Annotated in this window: 25 protein-coding genes and 2 tRNA genes; 12 read left to right on the top strand and 15 right to left on the bottom strand. The window is 51.8% G+C overall.

What is annotated here, in order from left to right; all coding sequences use genetic code 11:
* Positions 1-6: 6 nt before the first annotated feature.
* Genes cmk through HG1285_RS16590 form a run of 4 tightly spaced genes read left to right on the top strand, consistent with a single transcriptional unit; the run spans position 7 to position 3,338 of the window.
* The gene (gene cmk, locus HG1285_RS16575; protein WP_008285875.1) at positions 7-669 is read left to right on the top strand and encodes a (d)CMP kinase; all 663 of its coding nucleotides are present in this window, start codon (positions 7-9) and stop codon (positions 667-669) included.
* The gene (locus HG1285_RS16580; RefSeq protein WP_008285874.1) at positions 666-1,223 is read left to right on the top strand and encodes a CDP-alcohol phosphatidyltransferase family protein; all 558 of its coding nucleotides are present in this window, start codon (positions 666-668) and stop codon (positions 1,221-1,223) included. Before cmk ends, HG1285_RS16580 begins: the two co-directional genes overlap by 4 nt.
* Positions 1,220-2,863, top strand: a complete 1,644-nt coding sequence (gene recJ / locus HG1285_RS16585) for a single-stranded-DNA-specific exonuclease RecJ (protein ID WP_008285873.1) — start codon at positions 1,220-1,222, stop codon at positions 2,861-2,863. Before HG1285_RS16580 ends, recJ begins: the two co-directional genes overlap by 4 nt.
* Positions 2,850-3,338, top strand: coding sequence for a DUF2227 family putative metal-binding protein (locus HG1285_RS16590; protein ID WP_008285872.1), 489 nt, complete (start codon positions 2,850-2,852; stop codon positions 3,336-3,338). The genes recJ and HG1285_RS16590 overlap by 14 nt, the downstream gene beginning before the upstream one ends.
* On the opposite strand, the gene mraY is transcribed toward HG1285_RS16590, so the two are convergent.
* The 7 genes from mraY to HG1285_RS16620 form a co-directional block, all read right to left on the bottom strand.
* Positions 3,331-4,410 carry a phospho-N-acetylmuramoyl-pentapeptide-transferase gene (gene mraY, locus HG1285_RS16595; protein ID WP_008285871.1) on the bottom strand — a complete coding sequence of 360 codons (1,080 nt, stop codon included), beginning with the start codon at positions 4,408-4,410 and terminating at the stop codon, positions 3,331-3,333. The two genes, HG1285_RS16590 and mraY, sit on opposite strands and share 8 nt — an antisense overlap.
* 3 nt (positions 4,411-4,413) lie before the next feature.
* Complete coding sequence (locus HG1285_RS16600) at positions 4,414-4,986, bottom strand: RNA methyltransferase (RefSeq protein ID WP_008285870.1); 573 nt, start codon at positions 4,984-4,986, stop codon at positions 4,414-4,416.
* 31 nt (positions 4,987-5,017) lie between these two features.
* Positions 5,018-5,090, bottom strand: a tRNA-Lys gene (locus HG1285_RS16605).
* 14 nt (positions 5,091-5,104) lie between these two features.
* Positions 5,105-5,180 (bottom strand) — tRNA-Ala (locus HG1285_RS16610).
* A 20-nt stretch (positions 5,181-5,200) separates the two neighbouring features.
* Complete coding sequence (locus HG1285_RS19360; RefSeq protein ID WP_008285869.1) at positions 5,201-5,362, bottom strand: hypothetical protein; 162 nt, start codon at positions 5,360-5,362, stop codon at positions 5,201-5,203.
* 48 nt (positions 5,363-5,410) lie between these two features.
* Positions 5,411-5,785 (bottom strand): hypothetical protein, encoded by a 375-nt coding sequence (locus HG1285_RS16615; protein ID WP_008285868.1) that lies wholly within the window; start codon positions 5,783-5,785, stop codon positions 5,411-5,413.
* Between the two features lies 1 nt (position 5,786).
* Positions 5,787-6,044, bottom strand: a complete 258-nt coding sequence (locus tag HG1285_RS16620; protein WP_008285867.1) for a hypothetical protein — start codon at positions 6,042-6,044, stop codon at positions 5,787-5,789.
* Between the two features lie 18 nt (positions 6,045-6,062).
* Here HG1285_RS16620 and HG1285_RS16625 point away from each other — a divergent pair, with 18 nt between their 5' ends.
* Genes HG1285_RS16625 through HG1285_RS17080 form a run of 5 tightly spaced genes read left to right on the top strand, consistent with a single transcriptional unit; the run spans position 6,063 to position 10,907 of the window.
* Positions 6,063-6,572 (top strand): CDP-alcohol phosphatidyltransferase family protein, encoded by a 510-nt coding sequence (locus HG1285_RS16625; RefSeq protein WP_008285866.1) that lies wholly within the window; start codon positions 6,063-6,065, stop codon positions 6,570-6,572.
* On the top strand, positions 6,572-7,279 hold the full coding sequence (locus tag HG1285_RS16630; RefSeq protein WP_008285865.1) for an ATP-binding protein: 708 nt from the start codon (positions 6,572-6,574) through the stop codon (positions 7,277-7,279). The genes HG1285_RS16625 and HG1285_RS16630 overlap by 1 nt, the downstream gene beginning before the upstream one ends.
* A gap of 13 nt (positions 7,280-7,292) precedes the next feature.
* Positions 7,293-8,618, top strand: a complete 1,326-nt coding sequence (locus HG1285_RS16635; protein WP_008285864.1) for a TldD/PmbA family protein — start codon at positions 7,293-7,295, stop codon at positions 8,616-8,618.
* Between the two features lies 1 nt (position 8,619).
* Positions 8,620-9,210, top strand: coding sequence for a hypothetical protein (locus HG1285_RS16640; protein ID WP_008285863.1), 591 nt, complete (start codon positions 8,620-8,622; stop codon positions 9,208-9,210).
* Between the two features lie 11 nt (positions 9,211-9,221).
* Positions 9,222-10,907, top strand: coding sequence for a hypothetical protein (locus HG1285_RS17080; protein ID WP_008285862.1), 1,686 nt, complete (start codon positions 9,222-9,224; stop codon positions 10,905-10,907).
* On the opposite strand, the gene purB is transcribed toward HG1285_RS17080, so the two are convergent.
* A complete protein-coding gene (gene purB, locus HG1285_RS16645; RefSeq protein WP_008285861.1) occupies positions 10,904-12,205 on the bottom strand; it encodes an adenylosuccinate lyase in 1,302 nt (433 codons plus the stop codon). The two genes, HG1285_RS17080 and purB, sit on opposite strands and share 4 nt — an antisense overlap.
* 27 nt (positions 12,206-12,232) lie before the next feature.
* On the opposite strand from purB, the gene HG1285_RS16650 reads away from it, so the two are divergent.
* Entirely contained in the window at positions 12,233-14,857 is a 2,625-nt protein-coding gene (locus tag HG1285_RS16650) for an outer membrane protein assembly factor (protein WP_008285860.1), read from the top strand.
* Here the strand turns inward: HG1285_RS16650 and galU are convergent.
* From galU to HG1285_RS16680, 6 genes are read right to left on the bottom strand one after another with little or no spacing between them, the layout of a single operon-like run.
* Positions 14,823-15,722 carry a UTP--glucose-1-phosphate uridylyltransferase GalU gene (gene galU, locus HG1285_RS16655; RefSeq protein WP_008285859.1) on the bottom strand — a complete coding sequence of 300 codons (900 nt, stop codon included), beginning with the start codon at positions 15,720-15,722 and terminating at the stop codon, positions 14,823-14,825. The two genes, HG1285_RS16650 and galU, sit on opposite strands and share 35 nt — an antisense overlap.
* Positions 15,715-16,452, bottom strand: a complete 738-nt coding sequence (gene pdxJ / locus HG1285_RS16660) for a pyridoxine 5'-phosphate synthase (protein ID WP_008285858.1) — start codon at positions 16,450-16,452, stop codon at positions 15,715-15,717. The genes galU and pdxJ overlap by 8 nt, the downstream gene beginning before the upstream one ends.
* A 6-nt stretch (positions 16,453-16,458) precedes the next feature.
* Positions 16,459-16,758 (bottom strand): hypothetical protein, encoded by a 300-nt coding sequence (locus HG1285_RS16665; RefSeq protein ID WP_008285857.1) that lies wholly within the window; start codon positions 16,756-16,758, stop codon positions 16,459-16,461.
* Positions 16,755-17,429 (bottom strand): flagellar motor protein MotB, encoded by a 675-nt coding sequence (locus HG1285_RS16670; RefSeq protein WP_008285856.1) that lies wholly within the window; start codon positions 17,427-17,429, stop codon positions 16,755-16,757. Before HG1285_RS16670 ends, HG1285_RS16665 begins: the two co-directional genes overlap by 4 nt.
* An 8-nt stretch (positions 17,430-17,437) precedes the next feature.
* Complete coding sequence (locus HG1285_RS16675; RefSeq protein WP_008285855.1) at positions 17,438-18,145, bottom strand: flagellar motor protein MotB; 708 nt, start codon at positions 18,143-18,145, stop codon at positions 17,438-17,440.
* A complete protein-coding gene (locus HG1285_RS16680; RefSeq protein WP_032496250.1) occupies positions 18,145-18,909 on the bottom strand; it encodes a MotA/TolQ/ExbB proton channel family protein in 765 nt (254 codons plus the stop codon). The genes HG1285_RS16675 and HG1285_RS16680 overlap by 1 nt, the downstream gene beginning before the upstream one ends.
* A gap of 45 nt (positions 18,910-18,954) precedes the next feature.
* On the opposite strand from HG1285_RS16680, the gene rnr reads away from it, so the two are divergent.
* A complete protein-coding gene (rnr, locus tag HG1285_RS16685) occupies positions 18,955-21,072 on the top strand; it encodes a ribonuclease R (protein WP_008285853.1) in 2,118 nt (705 codons plus the stop codon).
* On the opposite strand, the gene HG1285_RS16690 is transcribed toward rnr, so the two are convergent.
* Entirely contained in the window at positions 21,044-21,454 is a 411-nt protein-coding gene (locus HG1285_RS16690) for an NUDIX hydrolase (protein ID WP_032496249.1), read from the bottom strand. The two genes, rnr and HG1285_RS16690, sit on opposite strands and share 29 nt — an antisense overlap.
* A 331-nt stretch (positions 21,455-21,785) precedes the next feature.
* Here HG1285_RS16690 and HG1285_RS19355 point away from each other — a divergent pair, with 331 nt between their 5' ends.
* Positions 21,786-23,690 (top strand): PKD domain-containing protein, encoded by a 1,905-nt coding sequence (locus HG1285_RS19355; protein WP_008285851.1) that lies wholly within the window; start codon positions 21,786-21,788, stop codon positions 23,688-23,690.
* The last annotated feature ends 35 nt before the right edge of the window (positions 23,691-23,725 follow it).

Genomic DNA, 23,725 nt, shown 5'->3' with positions numbered 1-23,725 from the left:
ACCCTTATGAAGATCGCCATAGACGGTCCTGCAGGAAGCGGTAAGAGCACCATAGCGCGGAAGCTCTCGGTAAGGCTCGGAATTCCATACCTTGAGACGGGTCTTGCCTACAGGGCAGCTGGATTTCTCGTTCTGAAGCACCTTGGAGCCGTGTCCGAACTTAGCTGGAAAGAGATAGAGCCTCTGCTCCACCGGCTTGAGATAGAGCCTCGTGTGGGGAAAACGGTTGTTCGGGTGGACGGTGAGGAGCTGGGAGAAGAGCTCAAGGGTGAGGACGTAGGCAGGGTCGCTTCCCTGGTCGGGACTGTAGGTAGGTTCAGGGAGTTTATAAACGAGTACTTCAGGAGCTTACTGAAGGGACGTCAGGCTGTAGTTGAGGGTAGGGACGCAGGGACAAACATAATTCCGGACGCGGAGTTAAAGCTCTTCATAACGGCTTCACCAGAAGAGAGGGCTGAGAGAAGGTTCCGGCAGTTGAAGAGAGCGGGAGTTGAAGTCAGCTACGAGGAAATACTGCGTGGCATAGTTGAGAGGGACGAGAGGGACTCTCAGAGGAAAGATTATCCCTTCAAGCCTGCACCGGACGCGGTTATTGTGGACACCACAGGTAAGAGTGTTGATGAGGTTATTCGGGAGATAATATCTATGGTGGAAAGGGTTAGGGAATGAAAAACCTGCCCAACTTTATTACCCTGCTTAGACTTGTGCTGTCACCTTACGTCCTGCTACTCGCCTACAGGGGGCAGGAGAAAGAGTCGGCGGTTCTGTTTCTCATACTTGCACTGAGCGACGCGGTGGACGGTGCTATAGCGAGGATGTTCAGGGCACAGACCACCCTGGGCAAGCTCTTAGACCCTCTGGCGGACAAGCTGCTTCTCTTCTTCGGACTACTGTCTATAACCATATACACCGACATAAAGGCGAGCTTAGTTCTCCTCCAGGCTCTCGTGGTCAGGGACATCTTCCTCGTGGCGGGCTCTCTGTTCCTGAAGAGGTTCGGGTTCATGCCGGAGCCGTCCCTGTTCGGTAAAGCCACCACCTTCTTCCTGTCCCTTACCGTGTTCACGGGTTTCCTTGTTAACCTATACAGGAGTGAACTCTTGCTGAGCGTTTTTGATATGTCCCAGGCTGTATCCCTTGCTCTCGTCGCGGTCTCTGGTGTGGACTACGCCCTAAAGGGCGTGAACTTCCTCGTGAGTAAACTTATAATTGAGAAGCGATGAAAGGCATCTCCGGTAAGGAATGGCAGGTGTTGAGCCATTCTATAGAACCACCCCCGGAACTTGTGGATATATACGGAAGGCTTCTCGCGCAGTTGATAGTGAACAGAGGTTACGAGGACTCCCACGAGGAGCTCTTTGAGTTAAAGCTCAAGTACCTGCTGCCCTATAACCTTCTTCCGAACGTTGAGGAGGGTATTGAGAGGATAGTTGAGTCTGTCCGGAGGGGGGAGAGGATCATCATATTCGGTGATTACGACGTTGACGGAATAACGGGGACTGCCATACTTTACGAAGTCCTCAGAGCTGCGGGTTCAAAGGTCACCCCCGTTCTCCCCAACAGGGGTACAGGTTACGGGCTCAACAGACGACTTATAGAGGTCTTCTCAAGGTATGCGGAGCTTCTAATAACGGTGGACAACGGAACCTCTGCGGTGAGCGAGATAGATAACTCGGGTATGGACGTTGTGGTCATAGATCACCATAACGTTCCTGAGGAGGTTCCCAGAAGGGCTGTCCTGATAAACCCAAAGCTCTCCAACGGAGTTCCCAAAGATATGAAGGAGCTGTCCTCCTCCGCCATGTGCTTTTATATGGCTGCCGTCTTAGTGAGGCGCCTCGGTCTTGATATGGACGTAAGGACGTTACTTGACCTTGCCGCTATGGGTACCGTTGGGGACGTCATGCCCATGAACAGAACCAACAGGATTCTTGTAAGTAAGGGTCTCTCCCTTCTGGAGGGTATCGCCTCGGGGGCTGTGGATAAACCTGGTGTAAGAGCCCTGCTGAGGGTGGCACGGGTCGGTGAACGCATATCCGCAAAGGACATAGCCTACTCAATAGCCCCCAGGATAAACGCACCCGGAAGGGTAAGTAATCCTAAGCTCTCCCTTGAGCTCCTGACGGAGAAAGACCCCAAGAGGGCTGAACTTCTGGCGAGGAAGATAGAGTCCCTGAACATAAAGAGGAGAGCCATAACGGACAACGTTTACAGGGAGGCTTACAGGAAGGTGATGGAGTCTTCCAGCAGGAACTTTATATCTGTCTGGAGTGAGGGCTGGCACGTGGGCGTGCTAGGTATAGTTGCCGGCAGACTCTCCAGCCAGATGGGCAAGCCTGTCGCCGTATTCTCCAGGGGTGCTAACCACTCCGTTGGCTCGGTCAGGTCGGTTGAGGGTATAGACGTCTATGAAGGTCTGAGTAAGCTATCTCACATGTTCCTCAAATGGGGTGGGCATATGCAGGCTGCAGGTCTCACCCTTGAGAGCAGACTTCTGGAAGCCTTCAGCGAAGAGGTTGATGAGCTGTTCAGCCACGTGCCCAAAGAGTTGCCTCCTCTCTATATAGACATGGAACTGCCCCTGTCGGGTGTAACCCCGGACGTGCTCCGGAGTGTGAGCAGGCTTGAACCCTTTGGAGAGAAGAACCCCGTCCCCGTATTCCTCTCGGAGGAGGTTGAGGTAAAGGGAGTTCAGCTCAGGGGTAGCAGGGCGAAGCTCAAGCTGGGTGACCGTGAGGCTGTTTGCTGGGAGCCGTTGCTCTTTAAGTCTCTGAAGACAGGAAACAGGTTTAGGGTTGCCTACTCGCTCGTGGACGGAGACATAAACGTTGTGGACGTAGAGGACAGAGATGGCACTCGGTAGAACCCACGACCTCGTGAACCTCATAGCCCTTCCGGGCTTTCTCTACTTCCTGCCTAAGGAGTTTTATATAACCTTCGGTGCTGGGTACATAGTTGGAACCTTCTTTCTTTCTCCAGACGTTGACCTGCCCAACTCAAAACCGACCCGCAGGTGGAGCTTTCTCAGGTGCCTGTGGTTTCCCTACCAGAGCTTCACCCAGCACAGGGGGGTTTCCCATGTCCCCATAATAGGGAGTCTCCTGAGACTTCTTTATCTGGTGCTTGTGGTCACCTTCCTCTACTTCGTTGCCTTGGGGGTGGTCTCGGTTCTTGATAGGGGGCTCGCCCTGACCCTGACCGGCTTCAACCCCTTCACTTACCTGAACGAACTGTTCAGGAGCGAGGGGAGTCTGTACTTTGTCGCTGGTATAGTTTGTGCGGACGTGGTTCACATAATCCTTGACGGCGTGTCAAGTGCTCTCAAGAGGATCACCTGAGCTTCAGCATCGCCACTGACACTATGGCGAGCAGGGCTGAAACTATCCACATCCTCACCACTATCTTGGGTTCGTCCAGCCCCTTCTCCTCAAGGTGGTGGTGGAAGGGAGCCTTTCTGAAGAGCCTCTTCCCTCCTGTGGCTCTGAAGTAGATTATCTGAAGTATCACGGTTACCGTCTCAAATACGAACACACCTCCGGCAACGGCGAGCAGGAACTCTGACTTGGTCATAATTGAAACCGTGGCGAGGGCAGCCCCGAGACCCAGAGCTCCCACGTCTCCCATGAACACCTGAGCCGGGTAAGTGTTGAACCACAAAAAGCCAAGCCCTGCACCTATTATCGCGAAGCAGAACACCGTTATCTCACCTGCGTAGGGAACGTGCGGGACTCCCAAGTACTGGGCTATCTTTGAGTGACCCACCACGTAGGCTATCACGCCGAAGGCTGTTGCTGTGGTCATTGAAGGACCTATGGCGAGTCCGTCCAGACCGTCGGTAAGGTTCACCGCGTTAGCGGTCCCTACTATGATGAACATTGAGAAGGGTATATATAACCAGCCCAGATCTACGGTGAGCTCCTTGAAGAAGGGAAAGTATAGCTTTGTCTCCAGACCAACCCAGTAAAAGATGAGCAGGGATACGGCTAAAGCGAAGGACATCTGGAAGGCGAGCTTCGCCTTTATTGAGAGACCCTTTTTATTCTTGAGTTTTATCCAGTCGTCCACGAACCCTATGAGGGCAAAGGACAGCGTTGAAAAGACGAGAACCCACGTGTACCTGATATCAAGGCGCATGAGAAGGACTGAGGTTATCAGTATGACCGTTACTATCACAACCCCGCCCATGGTTGGTGTGTACTTCTTGCTCTCGTGGTGTTCGGGTGTGTACTCTCTGACGTACCCTCCGAAGAGTCTCTGTATCTTCGCAAACTTCTTCATGAAGGTGGGGGAAAGTATCAGAGTTATAAAGAAGGCGAGGAGTATTGCCGTGAAAGAACGGAAGGTTATGTACTTGAGCACGTTGAAGGCGAAGAAGTGCTCCCTCAGGAGTATGGCAAGATGGTATATCATCTCTCAACACCTGTTCCTGCTGAACAGTCTGTCCAGTATTATAGCTACGGCGTTCCTGACCGACAGGTGGTTCCAGTCCCCCGCTCCGTATACGGGCTCCAAGATGTAGTCAAAGGTTCTCATCATGTCCGGCGGCAGCCCGTAACCCGTCCCGAAGACGAGGAGGTACTCCCTCTCTCTGCGGGCAATCTCCCTGCTCAGCTCTTCGTAGCCTACCGTGTTTGGGTACTTCCTGGCGTCTGTACCAACGATTATGGGTCTCTTGCCCTTCTCCCTCTCTACGTCCTCAACGACCTCGTCAAGGGTGTACTTCAAACTGACGAGCTGGACTATCTCGTACCTCGTGGGGTTAGACCTCCTTCCCTCTTCCGAGAGCCAGTAGTCTATCTGCCTCTTTATCACGAGCCTCTGAGCGTCTATGGGCTGGACTATGTAAAACTTACGGACATCGTAGGCTCTTGCCGGTCTTGCTATGTCGTGGAGGTCCATCGTGGTGAAGGAGGTAACTATGAGCTTCCCTTCCCTGTCCATCGCCGGGTAGTGGACAAGGGCTATGGAAACGTTTTCGTTTATCATCCGTAAGGATTTTAGCCTATTTGATGGAAAGTGAGCCGGCCGGGGATCGAACCCGGGACCCACGGCTTAAAAGGCCGTTGCTCTACCGACTGAGCTACCGGCTCTTAGAACCAGCCCCTGGTGGAGCCGACGGGACTTGAACCCGTGACCTCCGACATGCCATATCGGCGCTCTCCCAGCTGAGCTACGGCCCCTGCTGGTTGAATTATAAATTTTACACCAGCCCGTCCCTTCTTTCAAGCCCACCTCTTAAGTGCTTTCCCTTCTTTGGGAGAATGAGCCTGACCTTCAAGCCTTCCTTTCTGCGTTTCCTCTCCTCCTTCATCCTGTTGATAGCCTCAACCCTTATAACCTCTAAAAGGTCTCTGATTCCCATATCCCACCTCAGTTCTTAATCTATTCGTGCCGGTGGAAGTAGACAACACTAACTCTTACATTCGTCAGCTTCAGAGGCAAACTTGTAGTGGCAGTGAGGGCACACCTTAGCCTTTCTGTAAGCCTCTTCACAGCACATGGGACACCTCTTCTTTCCTTTGAGCAGTAGAACCACGTTCAGATTGAATATGTACTTGAGCAGAAGGACTACGGCAAATACCGTCAGAACCACCAGCCATGCCTTCAGAGCCACCTTGGGGTCCTGACTCTTCACCCAGAAGTAGGTCGCCCCCACGGAGGATATCCAGAAGGAGAGCCTCCTGTCCACGAATATGCTCGCTATGACGAATATGACCGCAACCCAGAGGAAGAACTGTATGAGAGGTTCGTTTATCAGGGTAAGTATGCTGTTTAGCGCCTCCACCTTAATATCTTACAACTACACGGCTTCTGAGCAAAGTATGAAGCAAGCGGGCGAGTACGTTACCTCCCAGAAAGGGTAGCAGTGCGTTGGCTCCGAACCTGTCAACAACTATAAGGGCTACAGCTCCCGTGAATAGGAGCCTGATAAAGAAGCCCTGCATCGGTCTGCTGTGTGGGAACTTCCGTGACTGCCTGTAAACCTGCTCGTTGTTCACAACGCCGGTTATACAGCCTACTATAAATGAAAGGGCAAGCTCCATGTCCTATAATTTAATCACATGGCTAACTTCATGACCTTCCTGCGCATACTTATCGTTATTCCCATAGTTGCGAGTATACTCAATGGGCAGTTCGGGGTTGCGGTCGTCCTGACTGTACTGGGAGCCGTTACAGACCTCGTGGACGGACGGGTTGCGAGGAAGCAGGGAGGTGGAAAAAACTTTGGAAAACTCTTAGACCCTTTGGCGGACAAGGTTTTTGTTCTCTCCATACTCACGGCACTGGTTGAGGTCGGTAGGGTCGGCTCCGTGCCCGTCATACTCCTAATGCTCCGTGAGTTCAGCGTCTCCTTCCTCAGAAGCCTCTCCGCTTCTCAGGGAACCGTCTTTGGAGCGTCCCAGCTGGGGAAGATCAAAACCCTGACGGAGTTCCTCGCCATAGTTTTCATACTCGCAGGGTACGGCGTGGGCACGCTCTTACTCTGGCTTTCCATCCTCGTTGCCTACGTTTCCTTTTACGAGTACCTTAAGGTCTATCTAAAATCTTCCGCCGGCTTAAATTATCCTTGATGGAAAAGGTCTGCTCTCTGTGCGGTGGAACCGGTTTCGTTAAAGAAGACAGTGGAGTAAAGCTCTGTGAGTGCAGGTTTACCAAGGACGATGTGAACAAACTCCTCAGGATACCCAGACGTTTCTGGAACGCAGAGCTTGACAACTACGAGAGTGAGAACCCCTCCGAGAGCGAAGCCTACAAGGAAGCCTACATATTCGCCTCTTCCTTTGATCCCGAAGAGGGCTTTGGGCTTACCCTCGTGGGACCCCCCGGTGTTGGAAAGACCCACCTTGCGGTGGGTGTTCTCAAAAAGATTTACAGGGAGAAGGGTATAAAGGGCATCTTCTTTGACACTAAGGACTTGATATACAAGCTCAAGTCCCTGATGGAGGAGGGTAAGACCGGCAGGGCTATAAAAGCCATATTAAACAGACCCCTGATAGTGCTGGACGACCTCGGGAGTGAAAGGCTCTCCGAGTGGCAGAGGGAGCTCATATCCTACATAATCTCGTACAGGTATAACAACCTCAAGAGCACCATAATAACCACCAACTTCTCTCTATCGGGTGAGGAGAAGAAGGACAGGAAGATAAAGAAGCTCGCGGAGGGCATAGACCTGCCGAAAGCTCTCATGTCCGAAAGGCTCGGTCAGAGCACCGTTTCAAGGATATATGAGATGTCAAAAGTCGTATATATAAAGGGCAGAGACAGAAGAAGGCTGTAGTAAAATTGTGGAAATGAAAGAGGTTGAGAGCTTAGTAAAGAAGTTCATAAAGCCCGACTACGAGTACGAGATATTCCTCCAGCGAACCAAGAAGATAAAGGTGGAAGTGTCCGACGAGAAGCTTGAGAACCTGTCCTCCTCAGAGGAGTTCGGCGTTGGACTCAGGGTTTTGAAAGAGGAGAGGATGGGGTTCTCCTACACCACGCAGATAGATGAGCCGAGCGTAAAGGACATAGTTGAGAAGGCTATGCAGGTCAGCGAACTCCAGAACCCGGACAGGGGAAATCGCTTCCTTAAAGAGCTTAAAATTTCCAGCGCAGAGTCCGTATTTGATAAAGAGGGGGTAGAGCTTTCCTTGGAGGATAAGATAGATTTCACCCTTGACCTTGAGAGGAGAGCTAAATCCATTGACAGCAGGATAAAGGGTGTGAGAAAGGCGGGCTTTACCGAGGGTGTATTCTCTGTGGAGGTAACAAACTCCTTTGGAGTTGAGTTTGGATATGAGGGTACTTACTTCACGGCCATGATCGCGGCGCTCGCCCAGGAGGGTGAGGATTCGGCTATATCCTGGGAGTTCAGGGGTGAGAGGAGGTTTTCACGGCTTGATGCAGACGACATAGCGAGGGACGTGGTCTTTAAGAGCACATCTCTGCTCAACCCCAGTCCGATTGATACGAGGGTGATGCCCGTTGTCTTCTTCAGGGAGAGCTTTGCTATGCTCATGGAGGCTTTCTCAAGCCTGTTCTTGGGGGACGCTCTTGTGAAGGGTAAAACGCTCCTCAAGGGGCACCTCGGGGAGAGCGTGGCGAGCGAAGAGCTTACCCTTATAGATGACGGTACCCTTGAGGAAGGGTTTCTGACCACCCCCTACGATGCGGAGGGTGTTCCCAGAAGGAAGAACATAGTTATAGACAGGGGAGAGTTCAAGGGCTTCCTGCACAGCCTTTACACCGCTACATTGGCTGGGGAGGAGCCGACGGGAAACTCTGAGAGGAGTGGCTTCAGGTCACTGCCTTCCTCCGGCGTAACGAACCTCTACGTTAAGCCTGGGGACAGAGGACTTGAGGAGCTCCTGTCCGCTGAGAAGGAGGTTTTCCTCGTCATAGACCTGATGGGGCTCCACACGGCAGACCCCGTTTCCGGTGAGTTCTCCCTCGGAGCTTCGGGAGTGCTTTTCAGGGAGGGAAAGCCCGTCCACGCAGTTAGGGGTGTTACGGTAGCTGGAAATATACTTGACCTCTGGAATAAAATAGTTGCCGTGGGAAGCGATCTGAAGTTCTACGGCAACGTAGGATCACCTTCTGTGCTCGTTGCAGATATAACGGTGGGGGGAAGCTGATATGAGAAAGCCCTTTATATTCTTTCTGTGGTTGTTCCTCCTTGTCTTCGTCCTTTCGTCCATATACATATCCTTTACCGCATACCTTTACGACAGGGATGCAAAGATACTTGCGAACGTGAGCTCCTTTTTCCTCGGAGTTAAGGGTGGTGTGGACAGGGTGAGCATCCCCTACCCCAAGTACACGGTGATAATGTATGCGAAGGAACCCTCCGGTAAGTTCGTCAGTTCCAACGTTGGCTCTCCCATAGATAGGGACAAGTACGTGCACGTGGTTATGCCCGTCAAGGACGGGACGGTTTACATGTACGTCAGGAAGGTGCAGCTCCTGGAGTACCTCGCCTTCGTTGGGCAGCACAACCTTTACACGGGGCTCCTCGTGGCGAGCGTCCTTCTCTACTTCAGCATATTCTATTTCACTCTCAAGGAGTTTGAGCTCGCAGAGAGGGGAGGACTTACCGAGGAGCTCCTTAACAGGCTCAAGGCTCTCCGTCTCACTATGGCGACCCTCAAGATAATTCCCGAGGAGAGCATAGACGAGATGAAGAAGTTGGTTGATAACATCCTTAAGCATAGATTAAGCAAGAGGTGAGGTGTGGGGATATGAAGGTATTGATAGTTTCCTTTGACAAGACCCTTACGGAAGACCTTAAGAAAGCCCTCTCCGACCACGAGGTCTATGTAGCCAAGAACAGCGAGGAAGCCATAAAGATGATCCCTTCGGACATAGAGGGAGTTATATACGACGCCATATCCGGTGCCATATCGGAAGAGGATATAAACACCCTCTACACCAAGAAGTTTAGCAACGCAAGGTACGTGGTTCTGTACGACGAGCTCTTCCCCGTTGATGAGAACAACATAATAGTTCCGAGCAAGCTGCTCGTTCCCAGGGATGAGTCTCCGAAGGAGATAGTCAACAAGCTCCTGGAGTTCCCCGTTGAGGAGGCGCCTCCCGCCGTGGAGACCGTCACGGAGGAGATCCCTGAGATTGAGGAGCAGCCCGTTGAGGAGCTCGTTGAGGGCATATCCGAGGAGTCTCCCGAGTTTGAGATAGAGACAACCGCTTACGAGACACCCTCTTACGAGGAGCAGACTCCAGAGGAGCTGGTTGAGGAACCGGTTACAGGCAGCGTTGAGGAGGCTCTACAGGAGCTTGAAGCTACAGGGTTTGAAGCTCCGGAGGAGATAGAGGTTGAGGAACCGGTTTTGGAGGCAGAGGAGAAAGTTGAGGAAGAAAAGGTTGAAGTTGAAGAGCCTGAAGTGAAGGCTGAAGCCCCGGCACCCGCACCAGCAGCTACCACAGGAACCGGTAAGATCCTGATCGTTTCCTTTGACCAGACCCTGATAGACTCCATCAAGGCAGCCTTCGGGCAGAAGTACGGCGTTGAGAGCGTCAAAACGGTAAAACAGGCGATAGAGCACGGTAGGGACGCCTCCGTGGTTGTGTTTGACGCTATATCGGGTGTCATAGCGGAGAAGGGGCTCATAGAGCTCTCCAACGACCAGAGCATGGCGGCAAAGAGTTACGTCATCCTGGTTGATGATCTCTTTCCCATAAACGTTGATGGCATACCCCTTGAGAAAAAAGTCTCCGTATCCAGGGATACAGACCCGAACAGGATAAAGGAGATAATTGAGGAACAGCTCGCCTCCGCCCCAGTCCAACCTGTTGAGGAGGTGCCCGTTGAGGAAGCCCAGCCTCAAGAGGTGGTTGAGGAGGTTCAGGAAGAGGTTCAGGAGCTTGAAGATGTAGAAGTATCCCCTGTGGAGGAGGTTGAGCTTCCCGAAACCGTTGAGGAAGTCCAGCCTGAGGAGACTGTGGAGGCTCTGGAAACTCCCGAGGAGGCACCTCCACCGCCACCAGAAACCGCGGAAGAGGAGCGCATACCTGCTCTGGAAGCCCTTGAGAAGGTCATGGAGGAGCAGGAGATAGAGATTGAGGAGAGCCCCCCGGTGGAAGAGCTTGTTGAGGAGGTTTCCAAAGAGGAAGTTCCCGCTGAACCAGTTGAAGAGGTTTCTGCAGGGGTTCCTGCCTCCGTATCCGTCTCAGGGGAGGAGCTTGACAGGCTCGTTGAGAGCGCCGTTATGAAGGCGCTTTCCGAGGACAGGATCAGGGAGGCTGTGGCAAAAGCCCTTGAGGACAGGATGCTGGACATAAGGGACATGGTGGCGGACGTTGTCAGGAAGGAAGTTGAGAAGGTTTTTGAGGAGCTGGATATAAGGAACCTTATAAGGCAGGCTACCTACCAAGCTCTCAGAGAGCGCCTTGAGGAACTCATAACTTAACCAAATACCTTTGCGAATACGTAGTCCCTGTGTTTCAGGAACTCCCAGGGGTCAAATATACTTTCAAGCTCTTTCCTTGAAAGGAGCTTTGTGACTTCAGGGTCTTCAAGGAGAACTTCCTTAAAACTTTTGTCCGAGTTCCAGCTCTCCATGGCGCACCTCTGAACCAGGTCGTAGGCTCTGTCCCTCGTCATACCTTTTTCTGTTAGAGCAACCAGAACCTTTGAGGAGAAGTAAAGACCTTTGGAGAGTTCCATGTTCTTCAACATCCTCTCCTTGTTAACGACCAGGCCCCTTAGTATCTCGTGGAACAGGTGGAGTATGTAGTCTAAGGCTATGGAAGAGTCCGGCAGTATGACCCTCTCAACCGATGAATGGGATATGTCCCTCTCGTGCCAGAGGACTATGTTTTCAAGGGCTGGAATCAGGTTGGAGCGTATTACCCTGGCGAGACCGCATATCCTCTCGGAGTGTATGGGGTTCTTCTTGTGGGGCATGGCCGAGGAGCCCCTCTGCCCCTTGGTGAAGGGCTCCTGCACCTCAAGGACTTCGGTTCTCTGTAGGTGTCTTATCTCGGTGGCGAACTTGTCAAGGGAGGAGGCGGTTATAGCCATGGCAGCCATGAACTCGGCGTGCCTGTCCCTGTGGACTACCTGGGTGGACGCAGGCTCTATCCTGAGCCCGAGCTCTTCAAGGGCTATCCTTTCAACCTCCGGGGGTACGTTAGAGTAAGTTCCCACCGCACCGGATATCTTTCCGTAAGACACCCTCTCCTTAGCCTGCACAAGCCTCTCTCTGTTCCTCCTCATCTCGTTGTACCACACGGCGAGCTTTATGCCGAAGGTGGTTGGCTCAGCATGGACGCCGTGGGTTCTGCCTATCATCAGGGTATCCTTGTGCTCGTGAGCGAGTTTTTTCAGCTCCTCCAGTACGAGGTCAACGTCCCCGATCAGTATCTCAAGGGCTTCCCTCATCAGGAGGGCGAGGGCGGTGTCTATGACGTCCGAAGAGGTGAGCCCGAGGTGTATGAACCTTCCGTCCTCACCGACCTGTTCTGACACGGCCGAGACGAAGGCGAGGACGTCGTGCTTGTAAACCCTGTCGTACTCCCTTATCTTCTCAAGGGTTTCATCGTCTATGCGTGTGTTCTCCTCAATCCTCCTGAGAGCGTCTCTGGGTATCCTGCCGAGCTCAGCCCAGGCTCTGCAGACGGCTATCTCCACGTCAAGCCACTTCTGAAACTTGTTCTTCTCCGACCATACCTCTCCTATCTCCCTGCGGGTGTACCTCTCTATCATGGCTTTTACATTATACTCATTAGGAAAATGAGATATACCCTGATACTTCTATTTTTCCTCTCAGTAGCCTTTCCAAAGGTGTACATAGAGTCAAACTATCCCCTTAGGGCTAACAACCTCTCGGCTCTGAAGGAAGAGGACATGTTCCTGATACTCTGGGCTCTTCAAAGGCTCAAGGACGTCAGGGACATAAAGATCAGTACCGTTGGGGAGGATACGGTTGTGTACGTTGAGCGCTACCCCATAGTGAGGGAGGTTGATATAGAGGGGAACTGGTTCGTTGACGATGAGGAGGTTAAGAACATAATCCTCGTGAGGGAAGGTGAGCCCCTCGTTGATTTTGACCCGCAGGGTGCAGAAGAAACCCTGCGCCTCTTCTACGCCAGGAAGGGTTTCCTTGATGCCAGGGTTAAGGTAAGTCTGCAAGTGAATGAGGAGGGCTACGCCTATGTGAGACTGAAAATTGAGGAGGGCGACGTTTACTTTACGGGAGGGGCGGAGTTTAAAGGTGCTAAGAGCTTTGACGAAAAGGTGCTCATATACGAGACAGGGCTCAGCATAGGTGATGTCTTCAACGAGGAGGTTGCGAGGAGAGGTGTGCGGAAGATATACTCCTTCTACCGCGGACAGGGCTTCCTTGAGAGCTCCGTTTACTTTGAGGGTGTGAAGAGGAAACGGCTCGCCTCACCCTTCTTCAGGGTTCTCTTCCCGGGTATAGAGGGGGCGGAGAGAAGTCTTCTGCGCACAGTAGTCCCCTTCTTCAGGGGCATATCTAACTTCCTATCCCACCCCATAGCTGTGACGAAGGCGCTCTTCGGTTACGGTTCTGTTGCAGTTCCAAGCTACACGGTGTACGAAGGCAAGAAATACACCATCGCCTTTGAGGGCAATCTTCATTTCGGGAGCGAGAAACTCATGTCACTCATAGACCTGGACACTCCTGGAGTTGATGTGTTCTTTCTTGAGAAGAGCAGGGAGAGCCTGGAGGTTTTTTACAGGGAGAAGGGCTTCTTTGATGTTAAGGTCAGCTACAGGTTTGAGGGTGACAGGATAACCTTTCTGATAGAGGAAGGAGATAGGTACTCCCTCAGAGTTCTCGGTTTTAAAGGTATAAAGCTCCCGAAAGACTACGATAGGAGCCTGATAGAGGAGCGGGTGGATGAGTTCCTTGAAGCTGTCCGCAGGGAAGGGTACATAACCGCGAGGGTTGAGCTCCTTGAGGAGATAGACAGGAGAAAGAAGCTCGTCTACCTGGTGGTTGAGTATATCCCCGGAAAGAGACTCTGGATCAGGGACGTATCTTACAGGGGGGACGATGAGGACTTCAAAGAACTCTTTGAGAGATACCGAGCCAGGATGCCCCTAATATTCAACGAGGGTTTCATAGAGAACCTCAACAGGGACATTAAGAGCTTCCTCAGGGAGAAAGGGTACTTAGACGGGGACTTTTCCGTGAACATAGAGGTTACGGAGGACGAGGATAACATGTTCCTTAGGTACTTTTACTCCGTTGAGAAGGGGGAGCGTTACCGCTACGGTGAGTTGCTCGTGTATGGGAACGACAAGACCCGCTGGCGTGAGATCTACTTCACGGTCGTTAAAGAGGAGTTTTACTCAGCTCTCGCCGAGGAGGAGAGCCTGTGGAACCTCATACAGAGTGAGAACTACACAGGGGTGAGGATTGAGAACTTCGTGGACAGAGAGAGCAAGAAGGTGCACAGGCTCGTGGAGGTCAGGGAGGATAAAAGGGGTGTTCTGGAACTGTCCGCCGGTTACAACACGGAGGAGAAGTTCAAGGTTGAGGGCGGCGTGAAGTTGAAGAACCTCTTCGGTGTGGGTGTGATGCTCAGGCTAAGAGGCTCCAAGAGTCAGAAGTACGAGACCTACGAGGTTGGTCTGTCGGACAAGTTCCTGTTCTCCCGTAAGTACTTCACCGATATGTCTGTGTTCAGGAGGCTGGAGTTCCACAACAGCTACGACTTGGAGAGCGAAGGGTACCTCCTGTCCTTCGGGTACAGGTTGAGCAGGTGGTTCTCCGCCAGCGTGTTCTACTCGGATACGAAGAACAAGGTCTCCGGAGCCGAGGAGGGAACTTTATCGCTGAGGAGGTTCGGCTTCTTTCTTCTGAGGGAAGTAAGGGACGACCCTGTAAACCCAAGAAACCTGACCCACAACAGCCTGCGGGTGTCCAGGGCTGGGGGGGACAGGAGCTATTACAGGGTTGAGGTCAACAACTTTATTCTGAGGGAGCTCGTGAAGGGTCTCTCCTTTGATGCGAAGCTGTCCGGCGGGTGGTCTGGAGAGGGGGCACCGATCTTTGACCGGTTCTTCCTGGGTGGTCTCAAGGATATGAGAGGTTACGACTTTGAGTCCATAGGGGCACCCCTTGGGGGCAGGACTTTTATCTTCGGGCGGCTTGAGCTTCTCCTTGAGGTAAGGGAGCCTCTATGGGTGGGTCTTTATACGGACGTCGGAGGCGTGGCTGACAGGTTCTCTGATTCGGTCAGACAGCTAAAGTACGACCTCGGGACAGCGGTAGGCGTGAACACGCCCGCCGGATTTATCAGGCTTGACGTGGCTAAGCCCTTGAGCAAGCTGGAAGAGCCCACCTCAAGATTCAAGGTCTATCTATCAATTGGTTTTGTGTACTGAGCAGGTTAGCTATGAACTCCCTGAGCTCTGCCCCTATGTCCTCCCTTTTAAGGGCGAACTCAAAGACCGTCTTCAGGTAGTCCAGGGGATTACCCGTGTCGTAAACCTTCCCTTCTATTTGGTATGCATATATTTCCTCTTCTTCAAGGAGGAGTTTCATTGCGTCCGTAAGCTGTATCTCGCCACCCTTACCCGGCTTAGTTTTCCTGAGCTTTTCAAATATCCCGGGGGTGAATATGTACCTGCCCACTATGGCGAGGTTTGAAGGAGCTTCATCGGGGGAGGGCTTCTCCACGAGTTCCTTAACCTTGAGCACCCCCTCCTCCGTCTCCTCCACGTCAACTATGCCGTACTTGTTCACTTCCTCTTCTGGGACTTCAAAGAGGGCTATGACGCTCCTGCCGTATCTGTTGTAAATGTCAAGCATCTTGGAGAGGTTATCGCTCCCCTTCTCTAAGATTATGTCTCCTAAGGAAACTATGAAGGGCTCTTGTCCGACAGCCGGTTCTGCAGTCAGGACTGCGTGTCCGAGCCCGAGCTGGCGTTTCTGTCTGACGTATATGGGGTTTACCATGTGGCTTATCTCTCTGATATTTTTGAGAACCTCGTTCTTGCCAGCTTCCTCAAGGTGTCTCTCAAGGTCTGTGTTTATGTCAAAGTGGTGCTCTATGGGTCTCTTGTGCCTTCCCGTTACGAATATGGCGTTCTCTATGCCGGCCTCAAGGAGCTCCTCAACTATGAACTGAATGACAGGTTTGTCTATTATGGGGAACATCTCCTTGGGCATAGCCTTTGTGGCGGGTAAAAATCTCGTCCCCCAGCCTGCCACGGGTAGAACGGCTTTCCTGACTTTCTGTCTATCCATTATCTTCTCCCCTCATGAGGTTCAGCATCTCCTTTACAGCCCTCTCAAGCCCGAATATTACAGAGTTTGCTATTATGGAGTGCCCTATGTTCAGCTCCTCAATTATACCCGACAGCTCCAGGACACCTTTGACGTTTTGATAGGTGAGCCCGTGTCCGGCGTACACCTTCATGCCGAGCTCCTTTGCGAGCTCTCCTGCCCTCTTGAGCCTTTCTATCTCAACCTCAGCCTCTTCAAAGCGGTGCTCGTTCCACAGGTTTGCGTAGGTGCCTGTATGGAGCTCTATCGCATCGGCTCCGACCTCGGCGCTCGCCCTTACCTGACTCTCCTCGGGGTCTATGAAGAGGGAGACCTCAATACCTACGCTTTTAAAGGGTTCTATGTACTCTCGCAGGTAGCCTTTCATTCCCGCCACGTCAAGACCTCCCTCGGTGGTGATCTCCTCCCTCTTCTCCGGAACGAGGGTTACCCTGTCGGGCTTGACCCTGAGGGCTATACTCCTCATCTCCTCTACGGGAGCCATCTCAAGGTTCACGGGCAGTATGACGAGCTCCTTTATGAGCTCAAGGTCTCTGTCCTGTATGTGTCTCCTGTCCTCTCGCAGGTGAAGCGTTATCTGGTCGGCTCCCGCCTGCTGGACTATCAGAGCTGCAAAAACGGGGCTCGGTTCAAAGGTTCTTCGTGCCTGCCTAACCGTGGCTACATGGTCTATGTTAACCCCCAACCTCATAGGGGCTTATTTTAACCCCTCAACGTTTTCTTTCAAAGCGTTGCCCTTTCTGCACTCCTTTTTTATGACTTCCGCCATCATGTTTGCCTCGTACAGGCTCTCCGACATGCACCCGTAGGCACACGCCTTATCGTAAAGGTTTTTGAACTCTTTTCTGTTTGTCATGAGTGTCCTACACCTGTTGGCAACTCCTCGGGACTTTTCCCTGTAGCATTCCACCGCCAGCCTGGACACTTCTACGCACCTGTCCTCCGGATAGGAGGACGGTGAAGATGCCAGAAGAAATATGAGAAGAATTCCTATCATTCCTTCGGTTTCACGAGGTTTATGTATATCTCAACCCTGTTGTTCCTCTCCATGAGTATGGGCTGCCTCCAGGTATAAAGGGGCTTTATATCCCCGTAGCCGGCTGCGGAAAGCTTTGTGGGTTCAACCCCCTGAGCCTGCAGGAACCTGACCACCTCTGTCGCTCTCCTCACGGACAGTTCCCACTTGTCTCTGACGACCCTGCCTCTGACCTCAACGAGACTGCTCACGTGTCCCTCAACCCTTATAAAGGAGTTTTCCGGGAGCTTCTTCAACACGTTCGCAACCTCTACCAGCGCTTCCCTCGCCTTGGGCGTCAACTGGTACGTTCCGTCCTCAAAGAAGACCTTATCAAAGAGCCTAAGCTTCACGAAGTCTGCGGTTATGACTATCTGAAAAGCCCAGGGTGGAAGTACCTTTTGAACTCTCCTCTTTATCTTTAGAGCGACCTCCTTCGGAGGTGGTGCTATGGGAGGAAGTATTGATGTCTTCCTTACGAACATCTTTCTTTCGGGCTGGAAGTAGGATATGAACTTCTCAAGCTGGGCAACGTCAAGGCTGCTCATGGCGTATATGAGTATGAAGAAGGTGAGAAGTAGAGACATGAGGTCACTGAAAGAGGTGAGCCACGCTGGAGGCTTTGGACACTCTTCCTTCTTCTTAAAAGCCATCTCTCACCTCACGGGTTCAGCTTTATGCAGAACTCTATACGCCTGTTCCTTTCCCTGTTAGCCGGCGTGTCGTTGGGTGCTATGGGATGGTGCTCTCCGTAACCTACCGCCGAGAGAAGCTCCTGGGGATAACCGCAGGTTATAAACAGCCTTAGCACGCTCACAGCCCTCATGGCGGATAGTTCCCAGTTGGAGGGGAACCTTGGGTTTGATATGGGCATGTTGTCCGTGTACCCCTCAAAGGTTATCGGAAGGGAGAAGGGCTTGAGCCTGCTACACATGTTCAGGAAGAGCTCTTTAGCCTGAGGGTAAGGCTCCTCACTGCCGAGGGGGTAGAGCCTGTTGGTGTTTACCCTGAGCTTCATGCAGGTGCCGGTGACGAGGTAGTCTGCCTCTATACCCATACTCAGGAGCTCTTCTTTTATCTTGGTTATCTCCTTCTTTAGCTCTGCGAACTTCTTGACCCTCATGTGCATGTTCTCAAACTGGATCGGTATCCTGGACGCCTTAAGGGCACCTCCCTCTGAGAAAATGACCTGTTTACCGCCGAAAGCCTCTATGAGTCCCTTCAGGACTTGGTAGAACTTCTCAAGGGAGATTATGCTCATGGAGTAGAGGAGTATGAAGAAGGTGAGGAGCAGAGACATGAGGTCTCCGAAGGAGGTTAACCAGGCTGGGGCTTTCGGACATTCCTCTTCCTTCTTCTTTATAGCCATCAGGCTTCCTCTGCAACCTCAACCCCGAGCATTATGGAGAGCTCCTGCCTGAGTATGTTGGGGTTCACACCCTTCTGTATTCCCTCAATAGCCATCAGGTATATGTTTTTGAATAGAACCTCTGTATCCTTTATCTTCTTAAGCTTGTTGGATATCGGTATGGCGAAGGCGTTGGCGAGTATCGCCCCGTAAAGGGTGGTTATCAAGGCGACCGCCATACCGGGACCGAGGGCTGATGGGTCGTTCAGGTTCTTCAGCATCTGTATGAGACCGACCAGAGTTCCTATCATACCGAAGGCGGGGAAGAGGTCTGCGAGCTTCTCCCACACGGCGACGTTCGTTCCGAGCTTGTCGTCAACCTGAGCTATGGCACCTTCCGCGCTTATCTTTATCTCTTCAAGCTCAAGCCCGTCAACGAGCATCCTTATCATGTCTCCCAGCAGAGGGTCTCTCTCATAGTAGAGCTCAATCTCCGATTCAAGGGCGAGTATACCTTCTCTCCTCACCTTGGTAGCTATCTCCGAGAGGAACTCAACCGTCTCTAAGGCGTCCGGGGGCTTCCACAGGAAGGCGTCCTTTATGGAGCTTACCCCCCTTATGAAGTCCTTTAAGGGGAACCCTCCTAAGGCGGCTGCCATCCCTCCACCCACCACTATGAACAGGGAAGGTATGTTTATGAAGGCAGCCGGACTACCGCCAACCACTATGGCGATAATGATCATCAAGAAAGCGCCGCCTATTCCTATTAGTGCACCTGGGTCCATCTCACTGAGTTAATAAATCGGAATATAACCTATAATTTAAAGCACATGGCGGATAAAGAAAAGAGTGTGAGCGAGAGGGAAGTAATCAACCTACTAAAGGGCAAAAAGAAACCCGTCTCCTTTATGCAGATTGCCAGAACCCTCGGCGTTGACAAGAAGGGTATGAAGAAGCTCAAGAAGCTCCTCAAAAACCTGAAGAAGGCGGGCAAGGTAAAGGTCGTCCGCGGGAAGTTCCTCTTCAGCGAGGAGGAGGTAGTCGTCGGTAAGGTCATACCTTATCCTGCGGGCTTCGGCTTCCTTGAGGTTGAGGGGAGGGACAAGGACATATACATACCCCACTTTGAGCTCCAGAAGGTTCTCGGCGGTGACGTGGTGAAGGCTAAGGTTGTAGAGTTTAAGGGCAAGAAAGAGGTCAGGATAGAGAGGGTCTTAAAGAGGGCTAAGCACGAGATAGTGGGCAAGGTCAAGAGGGAGAAGAAGCAGTGTCTCCTGGAGCCGCTGGACGAGAACACCCATATAACCTTCCTGCTATCCAACAGAGACTGCTCAAAGTTGAAAGAGGGCAGCGTGGTAGTAGCTAAGATTACTAACTTTCCTAAGGACAAAACGCCCGCCCGGGCTAAGGTCAAGGAAGTTATAGGTCACCCTGAGGACAAGTTCCTCGCCATAGACCTGCTGATAAAGAAGTACAACCTCCCTACGGAGTATCCCACCGAGGTGCTTGAGGAGGTTGAGGCTATACCCGAGGAGCTGCCTGCCGAAGAAGTGAAGAGACGCAAAGACTTGCGTGCTCAGTGGTGTTTTACCATAGACCCCGAGAAGGCGAGGGACTTTGACGACGCCGTTTTTGTAGAGCGGACCCCCGAGGGTAACTACAGGCTCTTCGTCCATATAGCGGACGTCTCCTACTACGTCAGACCGGGGACAGCGTTAGACGAAGAGGCGTACAAGAGAGGCTTCACCTTCTACCTGCCGGACAGAGCCCTCCACATGCTCCCCGAAAAGCTCTCTGCCAACCTCTGCAGCCTCAGACCCGATGAAGACAGGTTCGCCTTCACCTGCGAGATGGTATTTGACGAAAGGGGGGAGCTCCTCTTCTACGATGTGTACGAGAGTGTCGTAAGGAGCAAGGCTCGGCTCACCTACAACGAAGCCCTTTCCATAATAGTGGGTGACCCTGCCCTTGAGGAGAAGTTTCCAGAAGTTGTTGCGCCCCTCCGCATGATGGAGGACCTCTACAGGATACTGAGCAGGAGGAGGTGGGAGAAGGGGAGCATAGACTTTGACCTCCCCGAGGCTGAGGTGATAGTGGACGAGTACGGGGAGCCCACGGCGGTAGTTCCATACGAGAGGCACATAGCCCACAAGATAATAGAGCAGTTCATGATATCTGCCAACGAGACCGTTGCCCTCCACCTGGAGAACACAGGGTACCCCTGCCTCTACAGGGTTCACGAGCCGCCCGACGAGGAGAGGGTTGAGAACCTCCTGGAGATACTCAACGGTCTCGGCTATCAGGTTAAGAAGCCAAAGGAGCTGACCTCCAAGTTCTTCCAGAAGATAATAGAGGACTTTGAGGGCAAGCCCGAGGAACAGCTGGTAAGGTTCTTAACCCTGAGGTCTATGAGCAGGGCAAAGTACAGCCCCCACAACTTGGGGCACTTCGGACTTGCGTCAGAACATTACGCTCACTTTACCTCCCCCATAAGGAGGTATCCCGATCTTATAGTCCACAGGCTCCTCAAGAGCTCGCTGAGGGGGGAAGAGATGGACTACGATGAGGTAGTAGCCTACCTGGAGGAGGCTGGAGAACACCTCTCTGCCCAGGAGAGACTTGCCGACGAGGTGGAGTGGGAGGCTATAGACATCCTCAAGGCACGCTACATGCGCTCAAGGCTGGGAGAGGTCTTTGAGGGGATAATAACGGGTGTAGTTCAGTTCGGTTTCTTCGTTGAGCTGAAAGAGACCCTCGTAGAGGGTCTGGTCAGGATAAACACCCTCACCGACGACGACTATGTCTTTGACGAGCCCGCCCACAGGTTCGTGGGTGTGAGAACGGGAAAGGTTTACAGACTCGGAGACACGGTCAGGGTGAAGGTTCTCGCGGTGGACGAGGAGAGGGGAAAAATAGAGCTCATGCTCGCCGAAGAAAGTCAAGAATGATCCTCTTGTGGTCAAAGACGAGCCTGTCTAAGGGTATATCCTCAAGACTGAACACCCTAACCTCTTTTGCGTCCGATCCGGCCTTTGGCTCACCTTCAGCATCACCCACAAAGACTACCGATACAACGTGAAACCTGGGATCCCTCCTTGGATCGGAGTAAACCCCCAGAAGTCCGGAGAGCTCAACCTCAAGACCCGTTTCCTCCCTCATCTCCCTCACGGCAGCGGACTCCACGTTCTCTCCCACCTCCACGAAGCCCCCGGGAAGGGCAAGACCCACGGGAGGGTTCTTCCTCTCTATGAGGACTATTCCCCTTAAACTGTCTCCCTTCCAGAGTCTAATTATCACGTCCGTGGCGAGGTAGGGTGTTCTCAAACTCATAGCAGTTATATACTTTAAACGACACACGTGTGTCCTGTAAGGACGTTTTGGGGTTGCACGCACCAGAAAAAAAAGGCTAAAATGCTGTGCGTAGGTGGAGAGTCATAGAGTTTTAATGCTAGCCTCCACCTTGGTGATAGAAAGTCGGGAGGTGGTTAGGAGCAGAAAAATTTAGGGCTCACCCACCTGACGGGTGGTAGGGTTGGGGATACCCGAACTCACGCCTGTGGAGAGGACAAAGAGCCCTCGCTGAAGCAGGAATCCCCACGCAAGTTCTCTGGGAGGGATTATATTCCCTGCCGGAAGCTCAGTAATTTAAGGGGGGTTGGAAATGAGAGGTTTAATCCTGTCATCCCTTAGTCTAGTTTTAAGTGCAAGCACCGTATTCTCGGCTATTTACTACGTATCATCCACAGGTTCTGGAACTGCCTGTTCGTCGACTAGTCCGTGTGACTTTCAAACAGCTCTGACCAACGCTCAATCCGACGGACAGGACTCTACAATAATAGTTCAGTCCGGAACCTACGACATAACCCAGACATTAACCTACTCAACAGCCAATGGTGATAATAAGCTTATCATTGAAGGTGATATAAACAATAAACCCGTTCTTGATGCGAGAACCAACAACATACCAATACTGGACATAAACAATGACAGTGACGGTGGCAACTATGGAGACTCACCTAATACGCACGATATCTTTGTGAGGAACATAATCTTTAAAAATGGGAAAAGCGCTACCAAGGCGGGAGGCCTTTCAATAATAGTCGGACAAGCTAATATAGAGGTTAAAGGTTGTGAGTTTTACAGCAATCAGGGAGCCAAAGGGGGAGCCCTTTATATATCAATCGGAGCGGCAAATATTAGCACATCTGTGATAAATAACGTATTCTACAGCAACTCATCAACTACAGACGGTGGAGCCGGCTATTTTGATACTTCCTCCGGTGGAGTCGGCTACTTCTACAATAACACCGTTTACTCAAATACGGCCCAACAAAAGGGAGGAGGCTTTTATCACTATTATATACAAGGTTCGTACTACTACTATAACAACATCTTCTGGAGCAACTTGGCTTCCGCGGGAGGATTTGATGGAGACGACCTTTACGTAAACAATAATGTCTCGGGTGCTACCGGGGCGCTTGAATTGAAAAATAACAACTTCTCCGTAAACGCAGCCTTTGACCCGGCTTCGGATTCAGGAACAAACGACAACGTGCTTGAGTCCGAGGATCTGTATATAAGAGATCTCTCAAGCAACGGTGTGTCGTCTTACGTCCAGAGCGGAAACTTGAAGCAGGACCCTAATCTGGTCAACCCTGCGGGAGGGGACTTTCATCTCCAGTCAGGCTCCCCTATGATAGACAAAGGGACAAATATCAACTCGGTAACCACCGACTTTGAGGGGAATGCAAGACCCTTTGATGGCGACAACGACGGAACTGCCACCCACGACATAGGTGCGGATGAGTACATAGTTGTGTCAGGCAACCTACCGCCCGTAATAAATTCCTTCGGCGCAAACCCGGATAAGGGGAACATCCCCTTAACGACTAACTTTAACTGGAACATCTCAGACCCGAATGTAGACCCTCTTACCTGTAAGCTTGATGTAGATAACGACGGAACTACTGATTACACCATATCCCCCTGCACCAACTCCTCTACTCAGAATCACACGTATAACGTCGCAGGCACTTACACCGCTACGCTTACAGTTGAAGATGGTAATGGGGGTAGCACGTCAAATCAGATTCAAATTAAGGCAAATACTTCCCCTGTGATAAACTCCTTTACCGCTTCACCGACCAGTGGCACAGCACCTCTTAATGTCCGTTTTGATTGGAACGTCTCTGATCCAGATGGAGATACACTCACTTGTTATCTTGATAAGGATAATAATGGAACGGCAGATTATATCCTAAACAATTGCTCTACAAGTAATGTTTCCTTAAGCTATAACTCTCCAGGAACTTACACTGCTAAGCTTACGGCTGATGACGGAATTACTAAGGTATCAGAAACAATTACCATAAATGTCAATGCTTCCGGCGGTGGGGGTTCAGGTGGCGGCTCAGGTGGTTCCGGCGGCAGTGGGGGAGGCTCTGGTAGTGGTTCTGGTGTCTCCACTAGTTCTGGCGGTGGTGGGGGTTGTAACACTGGTAGCTCCTCATTACTCCTATCTCTGCTTGTATTTGCAATTCCGTTCTTCAGAAAGATCAGGGGCTAATTTTGGTCCCTTTTCTTTTATACTTTTTCTGAGCC

The organism is Hydrogenivirga sp. 128-5-R1-1, from assembly GCF_000171895.1.
This window is presented reverse-complemented; position numbering and strand designations above follow the sequence as displayed.

What these genes read in the sequence shown, in the direction of transcription:
- galU (WP_008285859.1), bottom strand. Translation starts at nt 15,722, where the DNA reads ATGGATAGACAGAAAGTCAGGAAAGCCGTTCTACCCGTGGCAGGCTGG.
- HG1285_RS16680 (WP_032496250.1), bottom strand. Translation starts at nt 18,909, where the DNA reads ATGGACCCAGGTGCACTAATAGGAATAGGCGGCGCTTTCTTGATGATC.
- recJ (WP_008285873.1), top strand. Translation starts at nt 1,220, where the DNA reads ATGAAAGGCATCTCCGGTAAGGAATGGCAGGTGTTGAGCCATTCTATA.
- HG1285_RS16625 (WP_008285866.1), top strand. Translation starts at nt 6,063, where the DNA reads ATGGCTAACTTCATGACCTTCCTGCGCATACTTATCGTTATTCCCATA.
- HG1285_RS17080 (WP_008285862.1), top strand. Translation starts at nt 9,222, where the DNA reads ATGAAGGTATTGATAGTTTCCTTTGACAAGACCCTTACGGAAGACCTT.
- mraY (WP_008285871.1), bottom strand. Translation starts at nt 4,410, where the DNA reads ATGATATACCATCTTGCCATACTCCTGAGGGAGCACTTCTTCGCCTTC.
- HG1285_RS16580 (WP_008285874.1), top strand. Translation starts at nt 666, where the DNA reads ATGAAAAACCTGCCCAACTTTATTACCCTGCTTAGACTTGTGCTGTCA.
- HG1285_RS16600 (WP_008285870.1), bottom strand. Translation starts at nt 4,986, where the DNA reads ATGATAAACGAAAACGTTTCCATAGCCCTTGTCCACTACCCGGCGATG.
- HG1285_RS19355 (WP_008285851.1), top strand. Translation starts at nt 21,786, where the DNA reads ATGAGAGGTTTAATCCTGTCATCCCTTAGTCTAGTTTTAAGTGCAAGC.
- HG1285_RS16620 (WP_008285867.1), bottom strand. Translation starts at nt 6,044, where the DNA reads ATGGAGCTTGCCCTTTCATTTATAGTAGGCTGTATAACCGGCGTTGTG.
- HG1285_RS16675 (WP_008285855.1), bottom strand. Translation starts at nt 18,145, where the DNA reads ATGGCTATAAAGAAGAAGGAAGAGGAATGTCCGAAAGCCCCAGCCTGG.
- HG1285_RS16650 (WP_008285860.1), top strand. Translation starts at nt 12,233, where the DNA reads ATGAGATATACCCTGATACTTCTATTTTTCCTCTCAGTAGCCTTTCCA.
- HG1285_RS16670 (WP_008285856.1), bottom strand. Translation starts at nt 17,429, where the DNA reads ATGGCTTTTAAGAAGAAGGAAGAGTGTCCAAAGCCTCCAGCGTGGCTC.
- purB (WP_008285861.1), bottom strand. Translation starts at nt 12,205, where the DNA reads ATGATAGAGAGGTACACCCGCAGGGAGATAGGAGAGGTATGGTCGGAG.
- HG1285_RS19360 (WP_008285869.1), bottom strand. Translation starts at nt 5,362, where the DNA reads ATGGGAATCAGAGACCTTTTAGAGGTTATAAGGGTTGAGGCTATCAAC.
- rnr (WP_008285853.1), top strand. Translation starts at nt 18,955, where the DNA reads ATGGCGGATAAAGAAAAGAGTGTGAGCGAGAGGGAAGTAATCAACCTA.
- pdxJ (WP_008285858.1), bottom strand. Translation starts at nt 16,452, where the DNA reads ATGAGGTTGGGGGTTAACATAGACCATGTAGCCACGGTTAGGCAGGCA.
- cmk (WP_008285875.1), top strand. Translation starts at nt 7, where the DNA reads ATGAAGATCGCCATAGACGGTCCTGCAGGAAGCGGTAAGAGCACCATA.
- HG1285_RS16690 (WP_032496249.1), bottom strand. Translation starts at nt 21,454, where the DNA reads ATGAGTTTGAGAACACCCTACCTCGCCACGGACGTGATAATTAGACTC.
- HG1285_RS16665 (WP_008285857.1), bottom strand. Translation starts at nt 16,758, where the DNA reads ATGATAGGAATTCTTCTCATATTTCTTCTGGCATCTTCACCGTCCTCC.
- HG1285_RS16640 (WP_008285863.1), top strand. Translation starts at nt 8,620, where the DNA reads ATGAGAAAGCCCTTTATATTCTTTCTGTGGTTGTTCCTCCTTGTCTTC.
- HG1285_RS16635 (WP_008285864.1), top strand. Translation starts at nt 7,293, where the DNA reads ATGAAAGAGGTTGAGAGCTTAGTAAAGAAGTTCATAAAGCCCGACTAC.
- HG1285_RS16590 (WP_008285872.1), top strand. Translation starts at nt 2,850, where the DNA reads ATGGCACTCGGTAGAACCCACGACCTCGTGAACCTCATAGCCCTTCCG.
- HG1285_RS16630 (WP_008285865.1), top strand. Translation starts at nt 6,572, where the DNA reads ATGGAAAAGGTCTGCTCTCTGTGCGGTGGAACCGGTTTCGTTAAAGAA.